At 57.7% G+C, this 239-nt stretch carries 1 pseudogene; it reads left to right on the forward strand.

Going from position 1 to position 239, the window contains the following annotated elements:
- A pseudogene (gene rpsD, locus KM800_RS15315) lies at positions 1–207 on the forward strand (30S ribosomal protein S4); the annotation flags it as partial.
- Positions 208–239: the final 32 nt, after the last annotated feature.

Consider the following 239-nt stretch of genomic DNA (forward strand, 5'->3'; position numbering starts at 1 on the left):
GTCGGCGACGTGGTCGCCGTGCGCGAAAAGTCCAAGAAGCAAGCCCGCGTGGTCGAGGCTCTGCAACTGGCAGCCCAGGTTGGCATGCCTGCTTGGGTGGAAGTGAACGCCGACAAGGCTGAAGGTGTGTTCAAGAAGGTGCCCGACCGCGACGAGTTCGGCGCCGACATCAACGAATCGCTGATCGTTGAGTTGTACTCGCGTTAATCCGTAGAGTACGAAAGTATTTCAAGCAAACC

It is taken from the genome of Clostridium tyrobutyricum (assembly GCF_019144085.1).
In the GTDB taxonomy this organism is placed as follows: Bacteria; Bacillota; Clostridia; order Clostridiales; family Clostridiaceae; genus Clostridium_B; species Clostridium_B tyrobutyricum_A.